Source organism: Cupriavidus sp. PET2-C1 (assembly GCF_054515855.1).
In genome coordinates this window covers 163,555-185,726 of record NZ_CM137259.1, presented here as the reverse complement: position 1 = coordinate 185,726, position 22,172 = coordinate 163,555, and the positions used below count along the sequence as shown (strand labels likewise).

Annotated in this window: 17 protein-coding genes; 7 read left to right on the top strand and 10 right to left on the bottom strand. The window is 67.1% G+C overall.

What is annotated here, in order from left to right; translation table 11 throughout:
* The first annotated feature begins 91 nt into the window (after positions 1-91).
* Positions 92-1,051 carry a transcriptional regulator GcvA gene (locus ACX12D_RS00790; protein WP_043351136.1) on the top strand — a complete coding sequence of 320 codons (960 nt, stop codon included), beginning with the start codon at positions 92-94 and terminating at the stop codon, positions 1,049-1,051.
* On the opposite strand, the gene ACX12D_RS00785 is transcribed toward ACX12D_RS00790, so the two are convergent.
* The 7 genes from ACX12D_RS00785 to gatC form a co-directional block, all read right to left on the bottom strand.
* A complete protein-coding gene (locus ACX12D_RS00785) occupies positions 1,048-2,199 on the bottom strand; it encodes a tyrosine recombinase XerC (RefSeq protein WP_459372551.1) in 1,152 nt (383 codons plus the stop codon). The genes ACX12D_RS00790 and ACX12D_RS00785 overlap by 4 nt on opposite strands.
* Positions 2,199-2,867, bottom strand: coding sequence for a DUF484 family protein (locus ACX12D_RS00780; RefSeq protein WP_441641339.1), 669 nt, complete (start codon positions 2,865-2,867; stop codon positions 2,199-2,201). Before ACX12D_RS00780 ends, ACX12D_RS00785 begins: the two co-directional genes overlap by 1 nt.
* A gap of 1,065 nt (positions 2,868-3,932) precedes the next feature.
* Complete coding sequence (gatB, locus tag ACX12D_RS00775) at positions 3,933-5,393, bottom strand: Asp-tRNA(Asn)/Glu-tRNA(Gln) amidotransferase subunit GatB (RefSeq protein WP_459372550.1); 1,461 nt, start codon at positions 5,391-5,393, stop codon at positions 3,933-3,935.
* Positions 5,394-5,489: 96 nt separating this feature from the next.
* A complete protein-coding gene (locus ACX12D_RS00770) occupies positions 5,490-6,461 on the bottom strand; it encodes a dienelactone hydrolase family protein (protein WP_459372549.1) in 972 nt (323 codons plus the stop codon).
* Positions 6,458-6,925: a hypothetical protein gene (locus ACX12D_RS00765; RefSeq protein ID WP_459372548.1), complete on the bottom strand. Its 468-nt coding sequence runs from the start codon at positions 6,923-6,925 to the stop codon at positions 6,458-6,460. The genes ACX12D_RS00770 and ACX12D_RS00765 overlap by 4 nt, the downstream gene beginning before the upstream one ends.
* Complete coding sequence (gatA, locus tag ACX12D_RS00760; protein WP_459372547.1) at positions 6,922-8,427, bottom strand: Asp-tRNA(Asn)/Glu-tRNA(Gln) amidotransferase subunit GatA; 1,506 nt, start codon at positions 8,425-8,427, stop codon at positions 6,922-6,924. The genes ACX12D_RS00765 and gatA overlap by 4 nt, the downstream gene beginning before the upstream one ends.
* Before the next feature lie 100 nt (positions 8,428-8,527).
* The gene (gatC, locus tag ACX12D_RS00755; RefSeq protein ID WP_441640157.1) at positions 8,528-8,827 is read right to left on the bottom strand and encodes an Asp-tRNA(Asn)/Glu-tRNA(Gln) amidotransferase subunit GatC; all 300 of its coding nucleotides are present in this window, start codon (positions 8,825-8,827) and stop codon (positions 8,528-8,530) included.
* A 656-nt stretch (positions 8,828-9,483) separates the two neighbouring features.
* Between gatC and ACX12D_RS00750 the strand changes: the two genes are divergently transcribed.
* The 6 genes from ACX12D_RS00750 (at position 9,484) to ACX12D_RS00725 (ending at position 16,686) form a co-directional block, all read left to right on the top strand.
* Positions 9,484-10,527 (top strand): rod shape-determining protein, encoded by a 1,044-nt coding sequence (locus tag ACX12D_RS00750; protein WP_035859663.1) that lies wholly within the window; start codon positions 9,484-9,486, stop codon positions 10,525-10,527.
* Positions 10,528-10,729: 202 nt separating this feature from the next.
* Positions 10,730-11,782 carry a rod shape-determining protein MreC gene (mreC, locus tag ACX12D_RS00745; RefSeq protein ID WP_459372546.1) on the top strand — a complete coding sequence of 351 codons (1,053 nt, stop codon included), beginning with the start codon at positions 10,730-10,732 and terminating at the stop codon, positions 11,780-11,782.
* Entirely contained in the window at positions 11,779-12,291 is a 513-nt protein-coding gene (mreD, locus tag ACX12D_RS00740) for a rod shape-determining protein MreD (protein ID WP_150992634.1), read from the top strand. The genes mreC and mreD overlap by 4 nt, the downstream gene beginning before the upstream one ends.
* A 71-nt stretch (positions 12,292-12,362) precedes the next feature.
* Complete coding sequence (mrdA, locus tag ACX12D_RS00735; protein WP_459372545.1) at positions 12,363-14,681, top strand: penicillin-binding protein 2; 2,319 nt, start codon at positions 12,363-12,365, stop codon at positions 14,679-14,681.
* 12 nt (positions 14,682-14,693) lie between these two features.
* A complete protein-coding gene (gene rodA, locus ACX12D_RS00730) occupies positions 14,694-15,836 on the top strand; it encodes a rod shape-determining protein RodA (protein WP_459372544.1) in 1,143 nt (380 codons plus the stop codon).
* A gap of 82 nt (positions 15,837-15,918) precedes the next feature.
* Positions 15,919-16,686: a ParA family protein gene (locus tag ACX12D_RS00725; RefSeq protein WP_459372543.1), complete on the top strand. Its 768-nt coding sequence runs from the start codon at positions 15,919-15,921 to the stop codon at positions 16,684-16,686.
* Between the two features lie 828 nt (positions 16,687-17,514).
* Here the strand turns inward: ACX12D_RS00725 and ACX12D_RS00720 are convergent.
* The 3 genes from ACX12D_RS00720 to ACX12D_RS00710 all read right to left on the bottom strand — a co-directional run bounded on the left by ACX12D_RS00720 (position 17,515) and on the right by ACX12D_RS00710 (position 22,169).
* Positions 17,515-18,447 (bottom strand): alpha-E domain-containing protein, encoded by a 933-nt coding sequence (locus ACX12D_RS00720; RefSeq protein ID WP_459372542.1) that lies wholly within the window; start codon positions 18,445-18,447, stop codon positions 17,515-17,517.
* Positions 18,448-18,525: 78 nt separating this feature from the next.
* A complete protein-coding gene (locus tag ACX12D_RS00715; protein ID WP_459373892.1) occupies positions 18,526-19,452 on the bottom strand; it encodes a transglutaminase family protein in 927 nt (308 codons plus the stop codon).
* A gap of 50 nt (positions 19,453-19,502) precedes the next feature.
* Positions 19,503-22,169, bottom strand: coding sequence for a circularly permuted type 2 ATP-grasp protein (locus tag ACX12D_RS00710; RefSeq protein ID WP_459372541.1), 2,667 nt, complete (start codon positions 22,167-22,169; stop codon positions 19,503-19,505).
* Between the last annotated feature and the right edge of the window lie 3 nt (positions 22,170-22,172).

Sequence of the window (22,172 nt, the reverse complement as noted above, 5' to 3'; positions counted from 1 at the left end):
TGCATTGCATTCTAGTGATTGCCGGTCCTCTTCCAAAACGATATATTTTCCTTGTTCTTGTTAGGTAAGCTCACATAAGACGAGGTGGACGATGGCGCTGAAGGGAGCATGGGAGAGAGATTTGCCACGTGGCTGGCACCGCGAGCTGCCGCGCCTGCCGGGGCTGACCGCGCTGCGCGCGTTCGAGGCAGCCGCCCGCCACGAGAGCTTTTCGCGCGCGGCCACCGAGCTGTTCGTCACCCACGGCGCGGTCAGCCACCAGATCCGCGCGCTGGAGGAAGAGCTGGGCCAGGCCCTGTTCGAGCGCAACGGCAAGCGTGTGACCCTGACACCCGGTGGCCGGGCCTACGCCGGGCGCGTGCGCGAAGCCCTGCTGGAGATCGCCGATGCCACCCGGGCGCTGCAGGCCGGCAACCGCGACAAGCGCCTCACCATCAGCACCATGCCGTCATTTGCCGCGCGCTGGCTCACGCCGCGCATCGGCAGCTTTATCGAGCAGCATCCCGAGCTGGACGTGGAACTGCTGTCGTCCAACACGCTGGTGGATTTCGGGCGCGAGGAAGTCGACATCGCGTTGCGCATGGGCAGCGGCGACTATCCCGGCCTGTATGTGGAGAAGCTGCTGGACGACGTGTTCTTCCCGGTCTGCAGCCCGGCCTTCAACGGCGGCAAGCTGCCGGCGCGGCCGCAGGACATGAAAGGCATGTCGCTGCTGCGCGGCGAGGGCGATCCGTGGAAGCCGTGGTTCGAAGCCGCCGGCCTGGACTGGCCGGAGCCGCGCAAGGGCCTGCTGCTGGAAGACTCCTCGCTGCTGCTGCAGGCAGCCGCCGCGGGCCAGGGCATTGCGCTGATCCGCTCGTCGCTGGCCTATAACGACCTGCTGTCGGGGCGCGTGGTGCGGCTCTTCGACGTGAGCATTACCTGCCCGTGGCTGCTCTACTTCGTCTGCTCGGCAGGCATGCTGGAGGCGCCCAAGGTAAAGGCCTTCCGCGCGTGGCTGCTGCCGGAGATGGAAGCCTTCCGGGGCATCCTGGCGCAGTGGGAGGGTTAGCCGCCCTTGCCGGCTTCCGCGTCTTTTGCGTCTTTTTCGACTTCGGCGACTTCGCCGTCTTTGCCCGCATCCACGGCCTTCGGAGCAACCACCGGCGCCGGCCCTGTGTGCGCCCTGCCCGCGCGCGGGTGCGCCTTGTCATAGACTTTGGCCAGGTGCTGGAAATCCAGCGCGGTATAGATCTGGGTGGTGGCCACGCTGGCGTGCCCGAGCATCTCCTGCACCGCGCGCAGGTCGCCCGAGGATTGCAGCACATGGGTGGCGAAGGAGTGCCGCAGCATGTGCGGATGCACGTCGGTCGGCACGCCGGCCCGGATCGCCTGCTGCTTGATGCGCAACTGCACCGTGCGCGCCGGCAAGCGCCGCCCGCGCGCGCTCAGGAACAGCGCATGCGCATCATCCGGCAGCACACCGGGGCGCAGCAGCTCCGGACGCACCGCCAGCCACGCGCGCAGCGCTTCCATGGCCTTGCTGCCAACGGGCACGGTGCGCCGTCGCGAGCCCTTGCCGATCACCGTGACCTCGGCGCCGTCCATGTCGATCCAGCCTGCGGAGCGATATTCCCCATCCTCGGCATAGCGCGCGTCCAGCTGCACCAGCTCCGACACGCGCAGCCCGCTGGAGTAGAACAGCTCGTAGACAGCCTGGTCGCGCCGCCCCTCGGCACCGTCGCCCGCGTTGTGCGAGACCAGCGCCACCGCGTGCTCCACCGACAAAGCCTTGGGCAGCCGGTGCCCGGATTTTGGCGCGCGCACGCCGTCCACCGGGTTGGCCTCCACGCCCAGGCCATGGCGCGCGGCCCACAGGAAGAAGCCGCGCCACGCCGACAGCGTGCGGGCAATGCTGGTGCCGGCCAGGCCGCTGCCGTGCATGCGCGCGGCAAAGGCGCGGATATGGTGGGTCTGCAGCGACAACAGCGCATTGCCCGGCGCATGGCGCGCGGCGTGCGCTTGCAGCACGGACAGGTCGCGGGCGTAGCTGGTCAGCGTGTGGACAGCCAGCTTGCGGCTGCTGGCGAGCCACTCCAGATAGCGCAGCACGACCGGGTCGGGCGGCTGCTTGTCGAGCGGCGCCTCGGCGGCTTCCTTGCGCGCGGCCGGCTTCTTCGCCGCAGGCGAAGCGGCCTTGCGCGCGCGGCTCGGCTCCATCAGTCGCGCAGGCGGTTCAGCGCGGCACCCGCCACTTCGCCGATCTGCGCCAGGTAGGCCGTGCCCATGCCCTCGTGGAAGCGCCGCGGCTCGGGCGAGCCCAGCACCAGCAGGCCAAAGGCCGCGCCGAGCGTGCCGGCGTCGCGCGTGGGCACGCGCAGCGTCACCATGGCCAGCGAGGCGATATCGTCGCGCTCCAGCCAGGCCGCAGCCTCGAAGCCACTGTTGGCGCCGCAATACGGCGCGCGCAGGCCCTCGGCAAACAGCCGGACGTCTTCGCTCGCGCCCTGCGCCACTTCCATGTGCGCGTAGCTCTGCGCCACATTCCACAGCTTGAGGGCCACGCCGGGCACGTCGAACACTTGCTGCAAGCCGTCCTGCACCGCATACGGCAGCGCGTGCGAGTCCACCTCGGCCAGCAAGCGCAACTGCCAGGCGTGCATGCGCTGCTGGGTGCGGTCGTTGTCATGGCCGTGGCGGACCAGATCCGCCAGCTTCAGCTCCAGACCTTTGTTTTTCTCGCGCAGGATTTCCATCTGGCGCTCCTGCAGCGACACCGCGCGGTGGCTATGCGGGCTGGTGAGTTGCACCGTGGCCAGCAGTTCAGCGTTGTCTTCGAAGAACTGGGGATTGGTCTGCAGGTAGGAGGCAACTTCTTGGGCGTTCATTGGCTTCAACCGGATTGTTTGGGGGGCAGTGTAGCAAAAGGTTAGGGGGAGTCTTGGGGGGAGGCTTTGGGGGAGTGGGCGGTGTTGGATTTTGGGCGCAAGGGCCATACGACATTGCCCTGCTGGGGTTGGTCGCTGTTTTTTTGAGCGGCGATGGTTTTTGCACCCAAGTGCCATACGACATCCCCCTGCGGGGGCTGCCGGTCACTCTTCTTTGCGTCGGCAAAGAAGACTAACGAGAAGAAAGCCGACCCTGCCGGGCGCAGAGCAATAAGGCTCTCGAATATCGGTGGTTGCGTCGTACGGCCCGGAGTGTTGGCTGGCGAATCCTACCGGCCCAGAGGACATCGCAACTGCATGACCTATGGGTTACGTGGTGCGGCCCCTGACCTCGTATGCGGTGACCGTTCCCACATCTGCCGTTCGCGGCGCGAGGGGCTGCGCCGTTTCGGGTGTGGCTGGTTTCGTGGTTTTGTCTCAGAGGACGAGCGCCGTGAGGTGCGAGCGCGGCCCTCGCGGACGGGCCACGGTGCCCACCACGAAACCAGGGGAGTTGGTAGCAAGGTGCCGCTCGCGCCGGTACGGCAGGGCATCAAATGGCCGGGCGGCCACCGCCAGAGACAAAACCACGAAACCACCAAGGCAGGCAGCATCGTGGCGCTGCGCACCGCGAACGGCAGATGCCCGAACGCTCACCGCGCAAAGCGATCATGGGCACCACCACGTGACCATTGGGTCATGCAAGTGAGATGTCCTTTGGGCCGGTAGGATCCGCCAGCCAACACTCCGGGCCGTACGACGCAACCACCGAGGCAAAAACAGCCTTATTGCTCTGCCCCCGGCAGGGCGGCTTTCTTTTCGTTAGTTTTCTTTGCCGGTCAAAGAAAAGTGACCGGCAGCCCCCGCAGGGGGATGTCGTATGGCCCTTGGGTGCAAAAGCCATCGCCGATCAAAGAAGCAGCGACCAACCCCGCAGAGCGATGTCGTAAGGCCCTTGGGTCCAAAAACCATCGCCGATGAAATAAACAGCAAAAGCCCCCCAAAAGCCCTACCCCCTACGCCCCCTTACGCCCCCAACTTCCTCTTCAACAACTCATTCACCTGAGCAGGATTCCCCTTCCCCTTGGTGGCCTTCATCGCCTGCCCCACCAGCGCATTGAACGCCTTCTCCTTGCCGGCGCGGAATTCCTCCACCGACTTCGCATTGGCGGCCAGCACGTCGTCGATGATCTTTTCCAGCTCGCCTGAGTCGGACATCTGCTTGAGGCCCTTGGCCGCGATGATGGCGTCGGCGTCGGCACCTTCCTCGCCCGCCCACATGGCTGGGAAGACATCCTTCTTGGCGGTGTTGTTGGACACCGTGCCGTCGGCAATGCGCACCAGCAGCTTGGCCAGCTGGGCCGGCTTGACCGGGGCGGCTTCCAGCGCAATGCCTTCGCGGTTGAGCAGCGACGACACGTCGCCCATCAGCCAGTTGGCAGCCGGCTTGGCATTGGCCGCGCCAGCTTCAGCGACCACCGCCTCGAAATAGTTCGCGAGCGACTTGGAGGCGGTCAGCACGCTGGCGTCGTAGGCGGACAAGCCGTATTGCGACACCAGGCGCGCTTGCATGGCCACCGGCAGCTCCGGCAGCTGGGACTTCACGCGCGCGATCCAGGCGGCGTCGATCTCCAGCGGCAGCAGGTCGGGATCGGGGAAGTAGCGGTAATCGTGCGCGTCTTCCTTGGTACGCATGGCGCGCGTCTCGCCGGTGTCCGGGTCGAACAGCACGGTGGCCTGCTGGATTTCGCGGCCGTCCTCGATCTCGGCGATCTGCCATTGCACTTCGTAGTCGATGGCCTGCTGCAGGAAGCGGAACGAGTTCAGGTTCTTGATCTCGCGGCGCGTGCCCAGCTTGGGGCTGCCGTAGGGGCGCACCGACACGTTGGCGTCGCAGCGGAAGCTGCCTTCCTGCATGTTGCCATCGCAAATGCCCAGCCACATCACCAGCGCGTGCAGGGCCTTGGCGTAGGCCACGGCCTCGGCCGAGCTGCGCATGTCGGGCTCGGTGACGATCTCCAGCAGCGGTGTGCCGGCGCGGTTCAGGTCGATGCCGGTCATGCCCGCGAAATCTTCGTGCAGCGACTTGCCGGCGTCTTCCTCGAGGTGGGCGCGCGTGAGCTGCACGGTCTTTTCGTAGGTTTCGCCCTTCTTGCCTTCGACCTGAATGCTGATGCTGCCGCCCTGCACCACCGGCAGCTCGTACTGGCTGATTTGGTAACCCTTGGGCAGGTCGGGGTAGAAATAATTCTTGCGCGCGAAGATGCTGCGCGGCGCGATGGTGGCGCCGATCGCCAGGCCGAACTGGATGGCGCACTCGACCGCGCCGCGGTTAAGCACCGGCAACACGCCGGGCAGCGCCAGATCAACCGGCGAGGCTTGCGTGTTCGGCGCCGCGCCGAAGGCGGTGGAGGTACCGGAAAAAATCTTGGAGGCCGTCGACAACTGCGTGTGCGTCTCGAGGCCGATCACCACTTCCCATTGCATGGCGGTATTCCTGTTCGTGTGCTGTATGTGTTGCTACTTGTTTGCTACGTGTGGCTATGTATAGCTATGTTTGGCTATGTATGACTACGTGTTCTTTCATGGATTCGGGCTGGCCAGCCATGAATCCAGTTGCGCCAGCGCCGCATCGCGCGAGATCGGGTCGCCGCCCACGGTCACGCCCTGGCCGTAACGCGAGCCGTTAGGCACATCGCGCCGCACCCGCAGCGGCTCGGTGCCGTCAAAGCCGTGATACGCGCCGGGGTAGATCTCCAGGCGAAAACGCGCATCCGGCTGGCGCGCCGTGACCGCCTCGCGCAGCATGGCGCAGCGGGTGGCGGGGGTCCAGTCGTCGGCGCCGCCGGTCAGCAGCAGCAGGGGCGTGCGCAGGCGGTACTCATGCCGCTGCACCGCGCTCTTGCAGCCCGGGTAAAAAGCCACGGCGCGCTCGATCGCCGGTGCGCCCGCCGGCCAGTCGCGGCTGGCGTCGATGGCGCTGAGCACCGCCTGCGCGCCGTTGGACCAGCCCAGCAGCACGATATGCGCGGTGTCCACGCCGGGCTGCCGCGCGAGCCACTGCAGCGCCGCCAGCACATCGCCGCGCCGCGTGGCATCGTCGATGTCGCGGCTGTCCAGGCGTTCGGTGCAGATGCCGTCCGGTTTGCCGCGCGGGCCGAAACTGTCGGGCAGCAGCACCGCGTAGCCGCGCGCGGTCAGCCACTGCACGTACTCGCGGTAACGGCTCTGGAGCGCTGCCGCATCCGCGCCGCCACTGCGGTGCAGGCCGCCGCAGCCGTGCAGCGCAATCACCACGCGTACGGCCGGGACCGGGGCCGCGGCGCTGCGCTGCGGCACGAACCAGTAGCCGCTGAGCGGCTGGCCGCCGTCGGCGCCCGGGAAACGCACCGTCTGCGCCGCCGGCATGGCGCGCTCTCCGGCCGCCGGCATGGAAGCCTGCGCCAGCACGGCGTGGCTTGCCAGCAGCAAGGCGCACGCGCCCAGGCTGAAGGCCTTCAGGCGAGCGGCGATGCGACCGTGGGCGGCTTGGGACATGGCGTCGAGCGGGTTCATCGAGTCTGCGCGCAGCCGCCACCGCCAGGCTCGAACATCACCGGCCAGGCTTCTTCATAGATGCCCGGCGAGCAACGCGCTTCGCAATTGGCGTGCGCGAGCGTGACCCGGCGCGGATCCTGCCAGATCATCAGCTTGCAGGCGCTGCCGTCGTTGGCGCGCAGCTCGATATGCGGCTTCTTCTGGGTCTGGCGGAATTCGGCCAGGTTGAAGCTGCACGAGCCGCGCTTGCCCACCCACAGCTTCCATGACAGTTGCTGCACGGTGTTAGCCGCCACGCGCACCTGTGCATCCTCGCGAAAGCCGTCTTCCTCGGTGCGGCGGCAATCGCCAGCGAGGTCGATGTCGCGGCTGGCAATCGGCGGGGGCTTGCCGCCAAAGCGCGGCAGCGGGATGCAGGCCGCCAGTGCGGCGGCCAGCCCGATGCCGAGCACGATGCGGGACAGCCAGCGCGCTGCGCTCATACCTGCGCGGGCCGGCGCAGATGCCAGTCCGTTGCCTGCTGGAAGGCGTGCGCCGTTTGCAGCAGCTCGGCCTCGCCAAAGTAGTTGCCGATCAGCTGCAGGCCAACCGGCATGCCGCCCTCGCCCAGCCCGCAGGGCACGCTCATGCCGGGCAGGCCGGCCAGGCTGGTCGACAGCGTGAAGATGTCGGCCAGGTACATCTGCACCGGGTCCGCGCTCTTTTCGCCGAGCTTCCACGCCACCGTGGGCGCCACCGGGCCCATGATCACGTCGCACTGGGTGAAGGCGCGCTGGAAATCGTCAGCGATGATGCGGCGGATCTTTTGTGCCTGCAGGTAATAGGCGTCGTAGTAGCCGTGCGACAGCACATAGGCGCCCACCATGATGCGGCGCTTGACCTCGGGGCCGAAGCCTTCGGCGCGGGTCTTCTTGTACATGTCCATCAGGTCGCGGTATTCGGCGGCGCGATGGCCAAAGCGCACGCCGTCAAAGCGCGACAGGTTGGACGATGCCTCGGCCGGCGCGATCACGTAGTACACGGGGATCGACAGCTCGGTCTTTGGCAGCGACACCTCGACCAGCGTGGCGCCCAGCTTTTCGTACTCGGCAAGCGCCGCGCGCACGGCTTGCTCCACATCCGCTGCCAGGCCCTTGCCGAAATACTCCTTGGGCAGGCCGATGCGCAGCCCTGACAGCGGCTTGCTGGCGCTGGCGCCGACCCGTGCCTGGCCCAGCAGGCGGGTGTAGTCCTCGTCGACGCCGCCCAGGGCGGGCGCGACGCTGGTGGAGTCGCGCTCGTCGAAGCCGGCCATGCCGCCCAGCAGCATGGCGCAATCCTCGGCGGTGTGCGCCATCGGGCCGCCCTGGTCGAGCGAGGAGGCGAAGGCGATCATGCCGTAGCGCGACACGCGGCCATAGGTAGGCTTGATGCCGGTGATGCCGGAGAACGAGGCCGGCTGGCGGATCGAGCCGCCGGTGTCGGTGCCGGTGGCGGCAGGCGCCAGGCCGGCGGCCACGGCGGCAGCCGAGCCGCCCGAGGAGCCACCCGGCACGCGGCTGGCGTCCCAGGGGTTCCTGACCGGGCCGAAGTGCGAGTTCTCGTTGGACGAGCCCATCGCAAACTCATCCATATTGGTCTTGCCCAGCGTGACCATGCCGGCGGCGGCGAGGCGCTCGACCACGGCCGCGTCGAACGGGCTTTCGTAGTTGGCCAGCATGCGCGAGCCCGCCGTGGCGCGCCAGCCACGGGTGACGAATACGTCCTTGTGGGCGATCGGCACGCCGGTCAGCGGGCCGGCTTCGCCGCGCGCGCGGCGCGCGTCGGCGGCGCGGGCCTGCGCCAGGGTGAGTTCGGGGTTGACGTCGACAAAGGCGTTGAGCGCGCCGGCCTGCTCGATGCGGGCCAGGTAATCGCGCGCCAGTTCTTCGGCGGAGACGGAGCGTGCCGCCAGCGCGTCGGAAAGCTCGCGCAGGGAGGTCACGGAAGTTGCGGAAAAGGGCATGTCGGTCGGTTTGGCTTGGCTTGGCAGGTGATGGCTGCCGGCGCGGCCTGGAGGCGGCGCGGCGCAGCCGCTGGGTCGAGGGCCGGGGTGCGTCTGACCTTTATTCGATGACCTTGGGCACCAGGTAGAGGCCGCCTTCGGTGGCCGGGGCGGGACGCTGGTAGTCCTCGCGGCGGCTGGGCTCGGTGACCACGTCGTCGCGCAGCCGCTGCGACATCTCGCGCACCGCGGACAGCGGGTGGGCCAGCGGCACGATGCCGGTGGTGTCGACCGCCTGCATCTGTTCGACCAGGGAGAAGAATTGATTGAGCTGCACAAGCGTCTGCCCGGCCTCGGCATCGTTGATTTCGATGCGGGCAAGGTGGGCGATGCGCTTGACGTCGGATAGGTCGAGAGCCATGGCTTGGGGTCGGTGCGAAAGGCGATGCGGGCGCGGCCGGGGCGGGCCGGGCAAGTGCTGCCGGGAGCGCCCGGGAATCGTCAAAGTTACAGGTTTTTTCGAGGAAGAAGCCCCCGAAACAGGGGGAATTATAAGGTATCATTGCGCGTTGCCATCCTTTGGCCGCGCCTTCGTCACATTGGTGCAAAACCGCCTCCTCCGGAGCATTTTGGGACACCCCGGCGGGACACACCAGCGGGACACACCGGCGGGACGCCCGGCGGCGTACTCCGGCACCCGGGCCAGCCGGCACTGGCCGCGTGGCCCGCGCCGGCGCGGGCTTGAAGGCACCCAAGGGATGACAGACAGGTTCCTCCGATTAGGCCGCCCCCGCCAGCAATTAATTTGTAATTGCAGCGCCGTTCCACCGAACTTTCGCGCGTGGTCTAATCAAAGGTTCCCGTAGAGGCTGCTTTCGCCACCTGGCAAAGCGGCCTTGGCTGGCGGCCCTGGCCCTGGCAGTTCGCAGCGGATGACAACGCGGACTGGCAACGGCGCCGGCCCCACCGGACGACCGGGGGCCTTAATACTACCCGTCGCTATGAATATCGTGGCTGGCCCCGCAGCGGCGCCGGCCACTTCGCATACTCGCGAACCACCAGAAAACAGGATTCCTGATGTTCGGATTTCTCCGCAGCTACTTCTCCAACGATCTCGCGATCGACCTCGGCACCGCCAACACCCTGATCTATATGCGTGACAAGGGCATCGTCCTTGACGAGCCGTCCGTGGTCGCCATCCGCCAGGAAGGCGGACCCAACGCCAAGAAGACGATCCAGGCGGTGGGCAAGGAAGCCAAGCAGATGCTGGGCAAGGTGCCGGGCAACATCGAAGCGATCCGCCCGATGAAAGACGGCGTGATCGCCGACTTCACGGTCACCGAGCAGATGCTCAAGCAGTTCATCAAGATGGTGCACGACACCAAGCTGCTGCGCCCCTCGCCGCGCATCATCATCTGCGTGCCCTGCGGCTCGACCCAGGTCGAGCGCCGCGCCATCCGCGAATCGGCGCTGGGCGCCGGCGCCAGCCAGGTGTACCTGATCGAGGAGCCGATGTCGGCCGCGATCGGCGCCGGCCTGCCCGTGTCGGAACCGTCGGGCTCGATGGTGGTGGATATTGGCGGCGGCACCACCGAGGTGGGCATCATCTCGCTGGGCGGCATGGTCTACAAGGGCTCGGTGCGCGTGGGCGGCGACAAGTTCGACGAAGCCATCGTCAACTACATCCGCCGCAACTACGGCATGCTGATCGGCGAGCAGACCGCCGAAGCCATCAAGAAGGCCATCGGTTCGGCTTTCCCCGGCTCCGAAGTCCGCGAAATGGAAGTCAAGGGCCGCAACCTGTCCGAAGGCATCCCGCGTGCCTTCACGGTGTCGTCCAACGAAATCCTGGAAGCCCTGACCGATCCGCTCAACCAGATCGTGTCGGCCGTCAAGATCGCGCTGGAACAGACCCCGCCGGAACTCGGCGCGGACATCGCCGAGCGCGGCATGATGCTGACCGGCGGCGGCGCGCTGCTGCGCGACCTGGATCGCCTGCTGGCCGAGGAAACCGGCCTGCCGGTGCTGGTCGCCGAAGACCCGCTGACCTGCGTGGTGCGCGGCTCCGGCATGGCGCTCGAGCGCATGGACAAGCTCGGCAGCATCTTTTCTTACGAATAAAGCGTAAGCAGAGGATTCGCACGTGGCGCGACGCGGCCTGCCGGACTACCTGGTCGGGGCAGCGCCTCGCCGCGCTACCCTCCCGACCCCGCCAGTCCCCGTGCACCACACCGCGCCGCGACGCCCCAGCCACTCCGGCTGGCGTGCCGCGGCGCGGTCGTGCCTGTGGCACCGGGGGACCTTTCTGCCAGCGCACGGGTAAATGGATTACACTCCGCCGCCGCTCTTCAAGCAGGGCACTTCCGCCGTTGCGCGCCTCGTCTTCTATGTGACGATCGCGCTGGCGCTGCTCATCGTTGATGCGCGCTTTGACGCCCTGCGCGTGGTCCGCCAGGTTGCCGCCACCGTGCTGATGCCAGTGGAACGCACGGTGCTGGTGCCGCGCGACGCGCTGCGCGCCACCTTCGACTACGCCCAGTCATCCGCCACCCTCGCCAGCGAGAACCGCGACCTCAAGCGCCGCATGGTGACCGAGGCCGAGGGTTCGGTGCGCCAATCCCAGCTCGAAGCCGAGAACAACCAGCTGCGCAAGCTGCTTGGCCTGGTGCAGCAGTCGGCCACGCCGGTGACGGCGGCCGAGATCCTGTACGACGCCCGCGACCCCTACAGCCAGCGCATCGTGATCGACCGCGGCAGCCAGCATGGCCTGCGCGCGGGCTACCCCGTGATCGACGAACGCGGCGTGATCGGCCAGATCACGCGGGTTTCGCCGTTCCAGTCGGAAGTCACGCTGCTGACCGACAAGGAGCAGGCCATTCCCGTGCAGGTAGTGCGCAACGGCTTGCGCAGCGTGGCCTTTGGCGGCGCCCGCGCCGGCCTGCTCGACCTGCGCTTCATGGCCGCCTCGGCCGACCTGCAGCAGGGCGACCTGCTGGTGACCTCTGGCCTGGACGGCACCTACCCGCCAGGCCTGCCCGTGGCCAAGATCGTCCAGATCGAGCGCAAGGCCGATACCGCCTTCTCGCGCGTGTACTGCGAACCGGTGGCCGGCGTGCGTTCGCACCGCCAGTTGCTGGTGATCCGCTACGAAGCGCAGTTGCCGCCGCGCGAGTCCATCGACGGCCCGCGCGACGCCAAGGAAGCGCGAAGCGTCAGGGCGAACCGCCCGGGTGTCCGGGATGCCGAACGCTCAGGAGAGCGGCCGGCCGAGAAGCCCGCCGACAAACCTGCCGCAAAGCCTGCTGACAAGCCGGCCGAAAAGCCGGCGGAAAAGCCCGCCGACAAGCCCGCCCCTGCCAAGGAGCCCAAGCGTTGACCAATCCCCAATACCTGCTGCGCCCGGTCAACCCCGCGTTTATCGCGCTGAGTTTCGTGCTGGCCTTCCTGTTCAACCTGATGCCCTGGGGCACCACGCTGTGGGTGCCCGACATGGTGGCGCTGGTGCTGGTGTTCTGGAACATCCACCAGCCGCGCAAGGTCGGCATGGGTGTGGCCTTCGCGCTCGGCCTGCTGATGGACGTGCATGACGCGCGCCTGCTGGGCGAGCACGCCATGGCCTACTCGCTGCTGGCGTACTTCGCCATCACCATCCATCGCCGCGTGCTGTGGTTCACGGTCTATACCCAGGCGCTGCACGTGCTGCCGCTCCTGTTTATCGCCCACGCGGTGCCGGTGCTGATCCGCCTGGCCATGGGCGCGCCGCTGCCCGGCTGGCAATTGCTGCTGGCGCCCGGCATCGAAGCGCTGCTGTGGCCGCTGGCCACCGGCATGCTGCTGGCGCCGCAGCGCCGCAGTGCCGACGTGGACGAAACCCGCCCAATCTGACGCTTTACCCCAACCGAAGTCCCGCCGCGCCCCCTGGGGGGCGCGGCAAACCGCAAGGCTGACGCAGTACCATGACCGAAATACGCAATGTCGAACAGGAGCTCGGCCGCTTCCGCATCCGCGTAGCGGCGGCGGGCCTGTTTGCCGTGATCTGCTTCGGCCTGCTGTTCAGCCGTTTCCTGTGGCTGCAGTGGTACAAGCATGACCAGTACTCGGCCAAGGCCGAGGACAACCGCATCTCGGTGGCGCCGATCGAGCCCAACCGCGGCATCATCATGGACCGCAACGGCGTGGTGCTGGCGCGCAACTATTCCGCCTACACGCTGGAAATCACCCCGTCCAAGCTGTCCGACACGCTCGACAACACCATCGAGGAACTGGCGCAGCTGATCGACATCCAGCCGCGCGACCGCCGCCGCTTCAAGCGCCTGATGGAAGAGTCACGCAGCTTCGAAAGCCTGCCGATCCGCAGCCAGCTCACCGACGAGGAAGTGGCGCGCTTCTCCGCCCAGCGCTTCCGCTTTCCCGGCGTCGACGTGCGCGCCCGGCTGTTCCGCCAGTACCCGATGGGCGAGTCCGCCTCGCACGTGATCGGCTACCTGGGCCGCATCTCGCAGCGCGACCAGGAACGCATCGAGGCCATGGACGAGGCCAACAGCGCCGAGGGCGCCAAATACGATCCGCGCAAGGACGCCGACAACTACAAGGGCTCCAACTACATCGGCAAGATCGGCATCGAGCAAAGCTACGAGACCGAGCTGCACGGCCTGACCGGTTTCGAGGAAGTGGAAGTAAGCGCGGGCGGACGCCCCATCCGCACGCTGTCCACCTCCCCCGCCACGCCCGGCAACAACCTGATCCTGTCGCTCGACATCCGCCTGCAGCAACTGGCCGAGGCGCTGTTTGGCGACAAGCGCGGCGCGCTGGTGGCGATCGAGCCGGCCACGGGCGACATCCTGGCCTTTGTCTCCAAGCCGACCTACGACCCCAACCTGTTCGTCGAAGGCATCGACACCAATACCTGGAACGAGCTCAACGGCTCGCCCGACAAGCCGCTGCTGAACCGCCCGCTGCGCGGCACCTACCCGCCCGGCTCCACCTACAAGCCGTTCATGGCGCTGGCGGCACTCACCACCGGCAAGCGCACGGCGGCCTGGGGCTTCCACGATCCGGGCTCGTTCACGCTGGGCAACCATACCTTCCGCGACGACAAGCCAGGCGGCCACGGCTGGGTGGACATGAACGCCTCCATCGTGCAGTCGTGCGACACCTATTACTACATGCTGGCGCGCGACATGGGCGTCAACGGCATCCACGACTTCATGAAGCCGCTGGGCTTTGGCCAGATCACCGGCATCGACATCGAAGGCGAGAGCCGCGGCATCCTGCCCTCCACCGACTGGAAGCGCCGCGCCTACCGCAAGCCCGAGCAGCAGAAATGGTATGACGGCGAGACCATCTCGCTGGGGATCGGCCAGGGCTACAACAGCTTCACCATCCTGCAGCTGGCCAACGCCACCTCCATCCTGGTCAACAACGGCATCGCCATGAAGCCCCACCTGGTCAAAGCGGTGGAGGATTCGGTCAGCCGCGAGCGCGAGCTCACCGTGCCCAAGGAAAGCTACCGCCTGCCGCTCAAGCAGTCGGATATCGACGTGATCAAGCGCGCCATGGTCGGCGTGACGCACTCGGGCACCGCCGCCCGCGCGTTTGCCGGCGCCGCCTATGAGTCCGCCGGCAAGACCGGGACGGCGCAGACCTTCACCATGGGCAAGAACGAGAAGTACAACCACCACGCGCTGGACGAGCGCAAGCGCGACCACGCGCTCTATACCGCATTCGCGCCCGCCGACAACCCGAAGATCGCGCTGGCGATGATCGTGGAAAACGCCGGCTTCGGCGGCGCCGTGGCCGCGCCGATCGCACGCAAGGTGATGGATTACTATCTGACGGGCAAGTGGCCGGAAGAACTGGCGAACATCGCCCCGCCCGCGTCCGAACGCGCCGGCGGCAAGCCGCCCGTGGATACGCCCAGCGTGTTTACCACCGGCCACACCGCCAGCATCGCCAGCGCCACCGTCATGGGCGCGAGCGAAGCCGCCGCCACCAGCGAAGGCGCCAGCGTGCCGGCAGCGCGGGTGGCAGCCCGCGCCGGCGCTTCCGCCACGGCCGCCTCTGCCGTGGTGGCGCCGGTGATCGACCCCGCCGCCATCCCGCCCGCCTCGGCGGTGCAGACGCTGGACCAACGCATGGCGCAGGCCCTCGGCCACAGCCGCCCGGCGCCGCCCCCCGCCCCGGCCACGTCGCCCGTCATGGCGCCCGCCAGTTCGAAACCCCGCGCCAAACCGGCAACCGCGCCCGCCGCGGCCGGCGGCAACGCTTCACGCTGAAGGAGACGCGCCATGGATCGCCGCCGCGTCCTATCGTTCATCAAGACGGCCCTGACCGGCTTCGACAAGCCACTCGCGCTCATCGTCTTCCTGCTGTTCGCCACCGGCATCGTGGCGCTCTACTCCGCCGCCATCGACATGCCCGGCCGGGTCGAGGACCAGTTGCGCAACATCCTGCTGTCCTACCTGGTGATGTGGGTCATCGCTTACCTGCCAACCCAGACGCTGATGCGGGTGGCGGTGCCGCTCTATACGGTCGGCGTGGCCCTGCTGGTGGCGGTGGCCATGTTCGGCCTGATCCGCAAGGGCGCGCGGCGCTGGCTCTACGTCGGCATGGTGATCCAGCCTTCCGAGATCATGAAGATCGCCATGCCGCTGATGCTGGCGTGGTACTTCCAGAAGCGGGAGGGCTCGATCAGGTGGTTCGACTTTGTGCTGGCGCTGGTGCTGCTCGGCGTGCCCGTGGGCCTGATCGCCAAGCAGCCCGACCTCGGCACCGGCCTGCTGGTGATGGCAGCCGGCCTCTACGTGATCTATTTCGCCGGCCTGTCGTGGAAGATCATCCTGCCGCTGCTTGCCGTCGTGGTGGTCGCCATCACCGCGCTCGTCAGCTTCGAGCACGATATCTGCGCTCCCGGCGTGAACTGGCCGATCCTGCACGACTACCAGCAACACCGCATCTGCACGCTGCTGGACCCCACCACCGACCCGCTCGGCAAGGGCTTCCACACCATCCAGTCCATCATCGCCATCGGCTCCGGCGGCGTGTTCGGCAAAGGCTGGCTCAAGGGCACGCAGACGCACCTCGAGTTCATCCCCGAGAAGCACACCGACTTCATCTTCGCGGTGTTCTCCGAAGAGTTCGGACTGATCGGCAACGCCGTGCTGCTGGTGCTCTACCTGCTGCTGATCTTCCGCGGGCTGTACATCGCGGCCAACGCGCCGACGCTGTTCTCGCGGCTGCTGGCGGGGTCGATCACGCTGATCTTCTTCACTTATGCCTTTGTGAACATGGGCATGGTGAGCGGCATCCTGCCCGTGGTGGGCGTGCCGTTGCCGCTGCTGAGCTACGGGGGAACGGCGCTGGTGACGCTGGGCATGGGCATCGGGATCCTGATGAGCATCTCGCGGCAAAAGCGGCTGATACAAACATAGCCTGGCGTGCGACATGGCCGTTGAAATGACACCTTGCTGAGGTATCCTCTCTCCTTTGGAACGTTCACCTCCAAGGGCTCAAATGCGGCGCGTCGTATTCAATCAGAAAGGCGGAGTCGGTAAGTCGACCATCGTCTGCAACCTGGCGGCCATCAGTGCCAGCGAAGGCCTGCGCACCCTGGTCATCGACCTCGATGCGCAAGGCAACTCCAGCCAGTACCTGCTCGGCGCGCACGCCGCCGAGGCCACCCCGACGGTGGCCGATTTCTTCGAGACCGCGCTCACATACAGCTTCAAGCCGCTGGATGTCACCGCGTTCATCCACGCCACGCCGTTCGAAAACCTCGATGTGATGCCCGCCCATCCCGAGCTCGATACGCTGCACGGCAAGCTCGAATCCCGCTACAAGATCTACAAGCTGCGCGACGCGCTGATCGAGCTGGAAGCGGCGTACGACGCCATCTACATCGACACCCCGCCCGCGCTGAACTTCTACACCCGCTCCGCGCTGATTGCCGTCCAGCGCTGCCTGATTCCATTCGACTGCGACGACTTCTCCCGCCGCGCGCTCTACACGCTGCTCGACAACGTGAAAGAGATCCAGCACGACCACAACGCGGACCTGGAAGTCGAAGGGATCGTGATCAACCAGTTCCAGCCGCGCGCCACCTTGCCGTTGCAACTGGTGGAGGAACTGGTCAGCGAAGGGTTGCCGGTGTTGAATTCACGGTTGTCGTCGTCGGTGAAGATCCGGGAGTCGCATCAGCATGCGATGCCGATGATTCATCTGGATCCTAGGCATAAGTTGGCGTTGGAGTATTTGGCTTTACATCAGGAGTTGGTGGGATAGGGGGTTTTTGATCGGCGATGGCTTTTGGGCCCAAGGGCTCGGATGTGTGGGCTCGTTGGCTCGTCTCTATCGGCGTTGGCCTTTGCACCCAAGAGCCATACGACATCCCCCTGCGGGGGCTGCCGGTCACTCTTCTTTGCGTCGGCAAAGAAGACTAACGAGAAGAAAGCCGACCCTGCCGGGTGCAGAGCAATAAGGCTTTCGAACATCGATGATTTCGTCGTACGGCCCGGAGTGCTGGCGGGCATCTGCCGGTACCGGTTTGACTGGCCACGAACCAGCCAGCTTCCGGGATTCGTGGTGGGGCCCCCGGTAGCAGACATCACTTGCCTCAAGCCGTCTGTCGCTCGCGGAGGGGCCGGCCACGAAGTTGCAAGCGCACCGGTTCCGTCGTGGGCGCGGTGGCACCAGGGTGATATGCCCAAGGCCTTGACCACCGCGCCCGCCCCACCACGAAACCATTGGCTGGCGATGTGTCGTGATGGCGCGCGCCGGTAACGGCAGATTGGCGAACGGGCAAGGATTCTGCTACCGGGGGCCGTACTGCGAATCCCGGAAATTGGCAGGTTCGTGGTCAGTCAAACCGGTACCGGCAGATGCCAGCAGAACTGTGGCCGTACGACGAAACCAGCACCCCTAGCACCCGCGATTGCTCTGCTCCCGGCAGGGTCGGCTTTCTTCTCGTTAGTCTTCTTTGCCGACGCAAAGAAGAGTGACCGGCAGCCCCCGCAGGGGGATGTCGTATGGCCCTTGGGTCCAAAAACCAACACCACTCAAAGAAACAGCAAAAGCCCCCCAAAAGCCCTACCCCCTACCCCCCCCCTCCCCCTATCCCCCCTTCATCAAAAAATCCCGACTAACCCCACCCCCAAGTTCATGGATCCTGCGAAGAAAATCACTAAGCCACCCATGAATCCCAACAGAAAAAATATCCTCGATCCGGGTGAATTTAAGCTCGGCATGCAGTTTCCCCGCCCGCCGCTCCGTCTCCACTGACTGCGCATTGCGCACCTGCGCCAGCAACGAAACCACCTCCCGCAAACTGGCCGCCAGCGACCGCGGCATATCCGGATGCACGATCAGCAACTCGGCCACGCGCTCGGGCGTGACCACCGAGCGATAGACCTTGCGATACATCTCCAGCCCCGACACCGAGCGCAATACCGCGGCCCACTGGTAGAAGTCGTCCTGCTGCAGGCCGAGGTCGGTGGCCTGGAACTTGACGTCGAGAATGCGGGCGGTGTTGTCGGCGCGCTCCAGGAAGGTGCCCAGCCGCATGAAGCAGTAGGCTTCGTCCTTGAGCATGGTGCCGGCTTCCACACCACGCGTGAGGTGGGAGCGGAACTTGACCCACTCGAAGAACTGCGCCGGATCGTGGCGCAGGATGCCGTCGGCAACCATCTGCTGGACATCGAGCCAGGTGGTGTTGATGGTCTCCCACAGCGGCGTGGTGAGTGCACCGCGCACGGCGCGGGCGTTTTCGCGGGCGGCGCGCAGGCAGGACATGATCGACGCCGGGTGGCTCAGGTCGCGCACCATGAAGTCGATCACTTCCTCGTGCACGACCGCGCCGTGGTGCTCGGCGAACACCGGCGTGAGCTCCGTCACGTCGAGCATTGCCAGCCAGCCTTGCTGCGCCACCTCGGGCGATTGCGGCAGCATCGAGGCCTGGTAGTTGACGTCGAGCATGCGGGCGGTGTTTTCCGCGCGCTCGGTGTAGCGGGCCATCCAGAACAGGTGGTCGGCGGTGCGGCTTAGCATGATGATTCCCCCATTTCTCGGCAAACCCAGGCTATTGACAAGCAATTGGCTTGCCAGCCGCTGACCGCGGCGCGGTGCCTACTCGACCGGCAGCACGCTGACCTCCACTTCCACATCGTGCGCGCCGCCGCCCACGATGACGCCGCGCAGCAGCGAGACATCGCTATAGTCGCGCCCGAACGCCAGCGTGACGTGGCTGGTGTCGGCCAGCACGTCGTTGGTGGGATCGAGATCGATCCAGCCGGCCAGCGGGCAGTACACCGCCAGCCAGGCATGGGAGGCGTCGGCGCCGATCAGCCTGGGCTGGCCGGGTGGCGGCTCGGTGCACAGGTAGCCGCTGACGTAGCGCGCCGCGAGGCCGAGCGAGCGCAGGCAGCCGATCATGACCTGAGCGAAATCCTGGCACACGCCGCTGCGCAGGCCGAAGGCTTGCAGCGCCGGGGTATCGACCTCGGTGGCGGTGGTCTGGTATTCGAAGTCGGCGTGCACGCGATGCATCAGGTCGATGGCGCCGGCCACCACGGGCACGCCGGGCGCGAAGCTGGCGAGCGCGTAGGCCTTGAGATCGGGATGCAGCGCCACGTTGGGCGAGGCGAAGCAGAACTCGCTTTCCGGCAGGAAGGGCTGCCCGGCGCGAAAGCGCAGCGCGGCGGCCGCCGTCTCCCACGGCATGCTGGCGGCGGGGTCGAGCGACGCCCAGCGCGGTGTGAGGCTGACCGTGCTCTCGCAGGCGAGCTGCATATAGTCGTGCGGCACGTCGATGGTGAAGTACAGCACGTTGTTGCCGAAGGCGTCGATGTCCGCATGCTGGTGCGACGGCGGCGGCTCGATCTGCGTGCTGTGCGCGTGCACCGCCTGCCACGGGCAGGTCACCGGAAACACCACGGCGCGCTGCTGGGCGTTCTCCACCGGCGCGGAGTAATCGTAGATGGTTTTGTGATGAATCGTCAGCACGGAGGCCGCGCGTCCTGGCGCGGGCTCGGCCACGTCTTGCGCCTGGCTCATCGCCGCATTCATGGTGGCATTCACGGTGGCATTCACGGTTGCGCTCATGGTTACGCCCCGACGCGGGTGCCGGCCATGCCAGCATGGCTAAAGTAGCGCGCACTGATTTCGTCCGAGAGACGCACCATCATGTCGGTCAGTTGCTCGCATAGCTGCACCAGATTGGTGTATTTCCCGTCGGTGCCGCGCTGGCATAGTGCTTCCCAGCCGGGCAGCGTCTCCACGGTGGGCAGCCATTGCGGCAGTGGCACGCGCCCGGTGCCGGCCGGGCTGGCCGGCGGCGAGATCTGGCCGAGCTTGACGCGCAGCCGCGCCAGCAAGCCGTAGAGCCCGCGCGGGTTGGTCGGCTCGATCACCAGCTGGTCGACCAGCGCGGGCACATCGGAGCGGCCCGGGTACAGCGCGCGGAAGGTCAGCGTGCTGTCGAACAGGTGCAGCAGCAGATCGAAGCAGGTCCGGTGCAGCAGCGCGCCGTTGTGGGCAAACACCCGCAGGAAGGTCGAGAGCGTGGCCACGCGCTCGATATGGCGGCCGATAAACAGCAGGCGCCAGGCTTCGTCGCGGGTCATGCGGTCGCCCTGCGCGCCGCTGATGGCGGCGAGCTGCATGGACAGGCGATCCAGCGCCGCCAGCACGCGCGGGCGGTCATAGTTGCCCGTGTCACCGCCGGGGCTGCCGGGGCTGCTGGAGCTGCTGGGGCTCCCAACGGACGCCGCCTCCATGGCATCGCCAAAATCGTTGCGCGCGGCCAGGATGGTGCGCCAGTGATCGTTGGACAGCCGGTTGCGGATTTCGGTGGCGGCGTGCACGTGGCTGGCCAGGTTCTGGCCCACGCTGGTCCAGCCGGCGCTTTCCGCCAGCGCGGACACCAGGCTGCGCTCGAACACGCGCAGCGAGGCGCGTGGCTGCGGGGCGCCGGTCGGCAGCAGGCCGCAGGCGAGCACCAGTTCGCCGATCACGTCGAGCGCGCTGTCGTCGCGGTCGTCGCTGCTTTCGATGGAGCCCAGCACCAGCCGGCACAGGCGTACGTTGTTTTCCGCGCGCTCGGCATAGCGGCCGGCCCAGAACAGGTTCTCGGCGGCGCGGCTGGATACCGCCAGCGGCTTGGCCGCCGGCCCGGGCGCCGCGCCGGCCATGGGGAACTGCGGCGTGCCGCCCGGCTGCGCCGGCTGGCTCGACAGCACCCAGGTGTCGACGCTGGAGCCGCCGAGCTGCATCGATACCGCCGGCTGCCCCTCGCCCGCGAGCCGGGTGAAGCCGCCGGGCATCACCTGCCAGCCACCCCGTCCGTCGGCAATGGCGTAGACCCGCAGCATGGCGGCGCGCGAGCCAATATGCGGCCCTTCCCAGCGCGGTGCGTGCGACAGCGGCAGGTCGGCCTGGATGGTAAACAGATCCGGCACCTGCTCGATGCGCTCGCGCCAGTCCGCCAGGCGCTGCAGGCCGCGCTCCATGCCCAGGCGCGGGCCTTCCCACGGCTGCGCCATGCCGCGCGGGTAGGTTGGCATCAGGAAGGCTTCGGTGAATTCCCCGAGCGCCTCCTCGCGCGCCGTGGCCTCGCCGCACCACCAGCTGGGCACGCCCGGCAGCAGCAGCTCCTCACCCAGCAGCGCGCGGGAAATGGCCGGCAGGAAGCCGTGGATGGCCGGCGTCTCCAGGAAGCCCGAGCCGGGCGCATTGGACACCAGCACGTTGCCCGCGCGCATCGCCTGCAGCAGCCCGGGCACGCCGAGCGTGGAATCCTGGCGCAGCTCGACCGGATCGCAATAGGCGTCGTCCAGGCGGCGCAGCACCACGTCGACGCGTTCCAGCCCGGCCAGCGTCTTCAGGTAGACCACGTCGTTGCGCACCGTCAGGTCCTTGCCCTCGACCAGCGTGATGCCGAGGTAGCGGGCCAGGAAGGTGTGCTCGAAATAGGTTTCGTTGTAGGGCCCCGGGGTGAGCAGCACGATGTGCTTGCTGACCGAAGCGGCGGCGTTGCCCGCGGATTCCGGCGCGGGTGGCTGCGCCGCGGGCTGCTGCGCCAGCGTGGCCACCAGTTGCGAGAACGCGGCGGGCAGGCGCCGCACCCGCAGCTCGCGAAAGGCATCGGCGAACAGGCTGGAGATGATGAGGCGGTTCTCCAGCGCGTAGCCCATGCCAGAAGGCGTCTCCGTGCGGTGGGCCATCACCGTCCAGCCACCCTCCAAGGTATGCGCGAGGTCCACCGCGACGATATGCAGGAAGTTGCCGCCCGGCGGCTGGTAACCCTTGAGCGGGCGCAGGTAACCGGGATGGCCGAAGACCAGGCCGGCCGGCAGCAACCCCTTGGACAGCAAAGCCTGCGGCCCGTAGATGTCGGCCACCATGGCATTGGCCAGCTCAGCGCGCTGCGCCACGCCGCGCTCGATCCGCTGCCAGTCCTCCTCGGTCACCAGGAAGGGCAGCAGGTCCAGCGCCCAGGCGCGCGCACCGGCCTTGTCCGTGTAGTCGGCGTAGACGTTGTAGGTCACGCCGTTGTCGCGGATCTGGCGCGCCATGGCGGCGGCCTGCTGGTCGAGGCCGTCGACGCCCTCCTCGCCCAGTATCTGGAAAAAGCGTGCCCAGGGCTCGCGCAACCCGTCCCCGCATGCCCCCAGTTCATCGAGGTGCCCGGGCGGCACCGGCCGCGCGCGGTGCATCACCGCGTCGACGGCAGGGGCGGTTTCATCAAAAGGCAGGGACGGCTGAAGAGACACGGG

Excerpts from the sequence above, each read along its gene's own strand:
- ACX12D_RS00790 (WP_043351136.1), top strand. The coding sequence starts at position 92 with ATGGCGCTGAAGGGAGCATGGGAGAGAGATTTGCCACGTGGCTGGCAC.
- ACX12D_RS00785 (WP_459372551.1), bottom strand. The coding sequence starts at position 2,199 with ATGGAGCCGAGCCGCGCGCGCAAGGCCGCTTCGCCTGCGGCGAAGAAG.
- ACX12D_RS00780 (WP_441641339.1), bottom strand. The coding sequence starts at position 2,867 with ATGAACGCCCAAGAAGTTGCCTCCTACCTGCAGACCAATCCCCAGTTC.
- gatB (WP_459372550.1), bottom strand. The coding sequence starts at position 5,393 with ATGCAATGGGAAGTGGTGATCGGCCTCGAGACGCACACGCAGTTGTCG.
- ACX12D_RS00770 (WP_459372549.1), bottom strand. The coding sequence starts at position 6,461 with ATGAACCCGCTCGACGCCATGTCCCAAGCCGCCCACGGTCGCATCGCC.
- ACX12D_RS00765 (WP_459372548.1), bottom strand. The coding sequence starts at position 6,925 with ATGAGCGCAGCGCGCTGGCTGTCCCGCATCGTGCTCGGCATCGGGCTG.
- gatA (WP_459372547.1), bottom strand. The coding sequence starts at position 8,427 with ATGCCCTTTTCCGCAACTTCCGTGACCTCCCTGCGCGAGCTTTCCGAC.
- gatC (WP_441640157.1), bottom strand. The coding sequence starts at position 8,827 with ATGGCTCTCGACCTATCCGACGTCAAGCGCATCGCCCACCTTGCCCGC.
- ACX12D_RS00750 (WP_035859663.1), top strand. The coding sequence starts at position 9,484 with ATGTTCGGATTTCTCCGCAGCTACTTCTCCAACGATCTCGCGATCGAC.
- mreC (WP_459372546.1), top strand. The coding sequence starts at position 10,730 with ATGGATTACACTCCGCCGCCGCTCTTCAAGCAGGGCACTTCCGCCGTT.
- mrdA (WP_459372545.1), top strand. The coding sequence starts at position 12,363 with ATGACCGAAATACGCAATGTCGAACAGGAGCTCGGCCGCTTCCGCATC.
- rodA (WP_459372544.1), top strand. The coding sequence starts at position 14,694 with ATGGATCGCCGCCGCGTCCTATCGTTCATCAAGACGGCCCTGACCGGC.
- ACX12D_RS00725 (WP_459372543.1), top strand. The coding sequence starts at position 15,919 with ATGCGGCGCGTCGTATTCAATCAGAAAGGCGGAGTCGGTAAGTCGACC.
- ACX12D_RS00720 (WP_459372542.1), bottom strand. The coding sequence starts at position 18,447 with ATGCTAAGCCGCACCGCCGACCACCTGTTCTGGATGGCCCGCTACACC.
- ACX12D_RS00715 (WP_459373892.1), bottom strand. The coding sequence starts at position 19,452 with ATGAGCCAGGCGCAAGACGTGGCCGAGCCCGCGCCAGGACGCGCGGCC.